This window comes from Mycobacterium sp. E1715, assembly GCF_001667625.1.
Taxonomy (GTDB): Bacteria; Actinomycetota; Actinomycetes; order Mycobacteriales; family Mycobacteriaceae; genus Mycobacterium.
The window spans coordinates 1-4,904 of record NZ_LZJJ01000290.1 but is presented as its reverse complement, the minus strand read 5'-3'; the positions used below and the strand labels follow the sequence as shown (position 1 = coordinate 4,904).

General features: G+C 69.4%; 6 protein-coding genes. 4 read left to right on the top strand and 2 right to left on the bottom strand.

Annotated elements, in window-relative coordinates:
- From A9X03_RS14840 to A9X03_RS14830, 3 genes are all read left to right on the top strand, one after another.
- Positions 1-461, top strand: a 461-nt coding sequence (locus A9X03_RS14840) for a 4'-phosphopantetheinyl transferase (RefSeq protein WP_068261658.1), incomplete at its 5' end; no start/stop codon positions are given.
- Positions 458-1,351: a tRNA pseudouridine(55) synthase TruB gene (truB, locus tag A9X03_RS14835; RefSeq protein ID WP_068261655.1), complete on the top strand. Its 894-nt coding sequence runs from the start codon at positions 458-460 to the stop codon at positions 1,349-1,351. The genes A9X03_RS14840 and truB, both read left to right, overlap by 4 nt.
- Before the next feature lie 74 nt (positions 1,352-1,425).
- Entirely contained in the window at positions 1,426-2,616 is a 1,191-nt protein-coding gene (locus A9X03_RS14830) for a lipid-transfer protein (protein ID WP_068261652.1), read from the top strand.
- Positions 2,617-2,679: 63 nt separating this feature from the next.
- On the opposite strand, the gene mntR is transcribed toward A9X03_RS14830, so the two are convergent.
- Positions 2,680-3,372: a manganese-binding transcriptional regulator MntR gene (gene mntR, locus A9X03_RS14825; RefSeq protein ID WP_068261649.1), complete on the bottom strand. Its 693-nt coding sequence runs from the start codon at positions 3,370-3,372 to the stop codon at positions 2,680-2,682.
- A gap of 101 nt (positions 3,373-3,473) precedes the next feature.
- Here mntR and A9X03_RS14820 point away from each other — a divergent pair, with 101 nt between their 5' ends.
- Complete coding sequence (locus tag A9X03_RS14820) at positions 3,474-4,451, top strand: bifunctional riboflavin kinase/FAD synthetase (protein ID WP_067750956.1); 978 nt, start codon at positions 3,474-3,476, stop codon at positions 4,449-4,451.
- A 13-nt stretch (positions 4,452-4,464) separates the two neighbouring features.
- Here the strand turns inward: A9X03_RS14820 and A9X03_RS14815 are convergent, their stop codons facing one another.
- Positions 4,465-4,902, bottom strand: coding sequence for an SRPBCC domain-containing protein (locus A9X03_RS14815; RefSeq protein ID WP_082974501.1), 438 nt, complete (start codon positions 4,900-4,902; stop codon positions 4,465-4,467).
- Positions 4,903-4,904: the final 2 nt, after the last annotated feature.

Sequence of the window (4,904 nt, the reverse complement as noted above, 5' to 3'; positions counted from 1 at the left end):
GCGACAAGGGCGAACCGTGCTGGCCCGACGGCGTGGTGGGCAGCCTCACCCACTGCACCGGCTACCGCGGCGCGGTCGTGGGCCGCACCGAGGCGGTGCGCTCGGTGGGCATCGACGCCGAACCGCACGACGTGTTGCCCGACGGCGTGCTGAACGCGATCAGCCTGCCCGAGGAGCGCCACGAGATGGCGGCGCTGCCCGCGGGCCTGCACTGGGACCGAATCCTGTTCTGCGCCAAGGAGGCAACGTACAAGGCCTGGTTTCCATTGACCAAGCGCTGGCTGGGTTTCGAGGACGCCCACATCGTGTTCGACCTCGACCCGCCCGACGGCGGGACGACCGGGGTGTTCGTGTCCAAGATCCTGATCGACGGGCAGGCGCTCGACGGGCCACCGCTGACCGCGCTGCGGGGCCGGTGGTCGGTGGAGCGGGGACTGGTGCTGACCGCCATCGTGCTATGACGTCGAGCCCTGCCGGCCCTGGGTTGGTCATCGTCGACAAACCGGCCGGGATGACCAGTCACGACGTGGTGGGGCGCTGCCGTCGCATCTTCGCCACCCGCAGGGTGGGGCACGCCGGGACGCTGGACCCGATGGCCACCGGCGTGCTGGTGATCGGCGTGGACCGCGCCACCAAGATCCTCGGCCTGCTGACGGCCGCTTCCAAGTCGTACGCCGCCACCATCCGGCTCGGGCAGACCACGTCCACCGAGGACGCCGAAGGGGAAGTGCTGCACAGCGTTTCGGCCGCGCACCTGACGCGCGGGGAGATCGACACCGCGGTCGCCGGCCTACGCGGTGAGATCGACCAGGTGCCGTCGGCGGTGAGCGCCATCAAGGTGGACGGCCGCCGCGCCTACCGGCTGGTTCGCGAGGGCCAGGCCGTCGAACTCGCGGCCCGGCCGGTCCGCATCGACCGCTTCGAGGTGTGCGACGTTCGCTCCGATGGTCCCTTCGTCGACGTCGACGTGGAAGTCGACTGCTCGTCGGGCACCTACATTCGCGCCCTGGCCCGCGACGTCGGCGCCGCACTCGGCGTGGGCGGACATCTGACGGCCCTGCGGCGCACCCGCGTGGGCCGCTTCACGCTGGAGCGGGCCCGTTCGCTCGAAGACCTGGCCGAGCGGCCCGCCCTGTCCTTGACCCTGGACGAGGCGTGCCTGCTGGTCTTTCCGCGGCGCGAGCTGACCGCCGAGGAGGCCGAGGCCGCGGCCAACGGGCGGGGCCTCCCGCCGGCGGGCATCGACGGCGTCTACGCCGCCTGCGACGCCGGCGGCCGGGTGATCGCGCTGCTGCGCGACGAGGGCTCGCGGACCAAGTCGGTGGTGGTGATCCGCCCGGCGACGCTGTAGCGAAGGGTCCCCATCGAGCGCCCGGTGGGGTTAAGTTGCACACTGGGGGCCTGAGCCGCTGGAAAGGGACAAAGATGTCTAACAAGGTGTACGTCGTCGGCGTCGGCATGACGAAGTTCGAGAAGCCGGGCCGCCGCGAAGGCTGGGACTACCCCGACATGGCGCGCGAGTCGGGCACCAACGCGCTCACCGACGCGGGCGTCGACTACCGCGAGGTGCAGCAGGGCTACGTCGGCTACGTCGCCGGCGATTCGACGTCCGGGCAGCGCGCCCTCTACGAACTGGGCATGACGGGAATTCCGATCGTCAACGTCAACAACAACTGCTCGACCGGCTCCACCGCGCTCTTCCTGGCGGCCCAGGCCATCCGCGGCGGGATCGTCGACTGCGCCATCGCGCTCGGCTTCGAGAAGATGCAGCCCGGTTCGCTGAGCGGCGGAGCCCAGGACCGCGAATCGCCGATGGGCAAGCACGTCAAGGCGATGGCCGAGATCGACGAGTTCGCCATGCCCGTCGCGCCCTGGATGTTCGGCGCCGCGGGCCGCGAGCACATGCGCCAATACGGCACCACCGCAGAGCATTTCGCGAAAATCGGCTACAAGAACCACAAGCACTCGGTCAATAACCCGTTCGCGCAGTTCCAGGAGTCCTACACGCTCGACGACATCCTGGCGGCGCGGATGATCTCCGACCCGCTGACCAAGTTGCAATGCTCGCCCACCTCAGACGGTTCCGGCGCGGCGATCCTGGCCTCGGAGAGCTTCGTCGACAGCCATGGGCTGGCGGGCCAGGCCGTGGAGATCGTCGGTCAGGCGATGACGACCGACTTCGAGTCGACCTTCGACGGAAGTGCCAAGAACCTGATCGGCTACGACATGAATGTCCAAGCGGCCCAACAGGTTTACCACCAGTCCGGGCTGGGGCCCGAGGACTTCCAGGTGATCGAGCTGCACGACTGCTTCTCGGCCAACGAATTGCTGCTGTACGAGGCGCTGGGGCTGTGCGGCCCGGGTGAGGCGCCCAAGCTGATCGACAACGGCGACACCACCTACGGCGGGCGGTGGGTGGTCAACCCCTCGGGCGGCCTGATCTCGAAGGGTCACCCGCTTGGCGCCACCGGGCTGGCGCAATGCGCCGAGCTGACCTGGCAGCTGCGCGGCACCGCGGACAAGCGTCAGGTCGAGAACGTCAGCGCCGCACTGCAACACAACATCGGTCTGGGCGGCGCGGCCGTCGTGACCGCCTACCAGCGCGCCGAGCGCTGACGGGCGGCTAGCTCGAATGGCGGCGACCCGCGGCGCCCGGCTTCGCCGCGCTTGCGATCGCCGCTAGTCGACCACCCAGATCGCCCGCGCGGCCGGGCTGCCCAGGTCGACCGTCGTCTCGGCGCCATCGCCCGAGTCGATCGCCACCGAGATCATGCCGGCGAATTCCCGACGGGTCAGGACCCGCAGCCGGGAGTCCAGGTTGATGCCGACGTCGGCGAAATAGCGCAGCATCTGCGGGTCGGCGTCGGAGATGCGGGCGACCGTCCCGGCGTCGCCGTCGTCGCACGCCCAGAGCTGACGCGCCGGCGGGGTGGGCACCTGCCCGTCCGAGGCCGGGATGGGGTCGCCGTGCGGGTCGCGCTGCGGGAACCCCAGCTTGGCGTCGATGCGGGCGACCAGCCGGTCCGACACCGCATGCTCGAGCACTTCGGCCTCGTCGTGCACCTCGTCCCAGCCGTAGCCGAGCTCGTTGACCAGGAAGGTCTCCAGCAGCCGATGCCGGCGCACCATGGCCAGCGCCGCGCGCCTGCCGGCCTCGGTCAGCGAAACCGCGCCGTATTTCTCGTGGTCGACCAGGCCCTGTTCGGCCAGTTTGCGGATCGACTCCGAGGCCGTGCTGGCCGACACCCCGATCTTCTCGGCCAGCATCTTGGTGCTGACCTTTTCCACCGACCATTCCTGCGCGTTCCAGATGGCCTTCAGATAGTCCTGGCCGACCGCGGTGAGACCACCACGCTCTTCGTCAGCCTTCACAACGAGAGAGTTTAGGCAACCCAAGCCTGATCGTGTGCTCCTCGACACCGTCGCGCATGCGGATCTCCCGGCGGGGGGCCGCGCGCCGTAGGCTTGCGGTCGTGCAGCGGTGGCGCGGCCAAGACGAGATTCCCACGGACTGGGGCAGGTGTGTGCTCACCATCGGTGTTTTCGATGGGGTGCACCGGGGCCACGCCGAGCTGATCGCGCATGCGGTGAAGGCCGGCCGCGCCCGCAACGTTCCGACGGTGCTGATGACCTTCGACCCGCACCCGATGGAAGTGGTCTACCCGGGCAGCCATCCGGCGCAGCTGACGACGCTGACGCGACGCGCCGAGCTGGTCGAGGAGATGGGCATCGATGTCTTCCTCGTGATGCCGTTCACCAGCGATTTCATGAAGCTGACCCCGGAGCGCTACGTCCACGAGCTGCTGGTGGAGCACCTGCATGTGGTGGAGGTCGTGGTGGGGGAGAACTTCACCTTCGGCAAGAAGGCGGCCGGCAACGTCGAGACGCTGCGGCGCGCGGGGGACCGGTTCGGGTTCGCGGTGGAGGCGATGTCACTGCTTTCGGAGCACCACAGCAACGAGACGGTGACGTTCTCGTCCACCTACATCCGGTCCTGCGTCGACGCCGGTGACGTGGTGGCGGCCATGGAGGCGTTGGGCCGTCCGCACCGGGTCGAGGGTGTGGTCGTCCGGGGCGAGGGGCGCGGCATGGAGCTGGGGTTCCCGACCGCCAACGTGGCGCCGCCGATGTATTCGGCGATCCCGGCCGACGGCGTGTACGCCGCCTGGTTCACCCTGCTCGGCCACGGGCCGGTGACCGGCACCGTCGTGCCGGGCGAGCGCTACCAGGCCGCGGTGTCGGTCGGCACCAACCCGACCTTCTCCGGGCGCACCCGCACCGTCGAGGCCTTCGTCCTGGACACCACCGCCGACCTCTACGGTCAGTACGTGGCGTTGGACTTCGTCGCGCGCATCCGCGGGCAGCACAAGTTCGACTCGGTGAAGGACCTCATCGACGCGATGGGCAAGGACACCGAACGGGCCCGCACCACCCTGTCGGCCCAGGACTGATCCGCGGGAAGCGTCAGGAGGCGATCAGGTCGTCGATCTGGTTGATGGCCGACGACGCACCCTCCACGACGCCCATGTCCAGCACCTGTCGAAGCGCCTCGGCGGAGGAGTAGGCGCTGACGTAGGTCGTGCGGGTGCCGCCGTCGTGCTCGGCGAACGTGTACACGTTCCTCGAGACCGGCAGGTCGGGGTTCGGGTTGAAGTCCGCGTCGGCGAAGCCGTCGAGGAACGAGAAGCTCGTCGGCTCATCGACGGCCGTGATCTCCCAGTACCCGGCGTACTTCTCCCCGTCGGGGCCGGTCATGAAGTACGTCGTGCGGCTGCCGGGCGTGAGGCTGTGGTCGACGATGGTCGCCGGGTGGGACGGCGGCCCCCACACCCTCTCCAGCTGACGAGGGTCGGCGTAGACCTGCCAGATTCGGGCCAGCGGAGCGGCGAAGTCCGCGGTGATGG

What these genes read in the sequence shown, in the direction of transcription:
- A9X03_RS14830 (WP_068261652.1), top strand. Translation starts at nt 1,426, where the DNA reads ATGTCTAACAAGGTGTACGTCGTCGGCGTCGGCATGACGAAGTTCGAG.
- truB (WP_068261655.1), top strand. Translation starts at nt 458, where the DNA reads ATGACGTCGAGCCCTGCCGGCCCTGGGTTGGTCATCGTCGACAAACCG.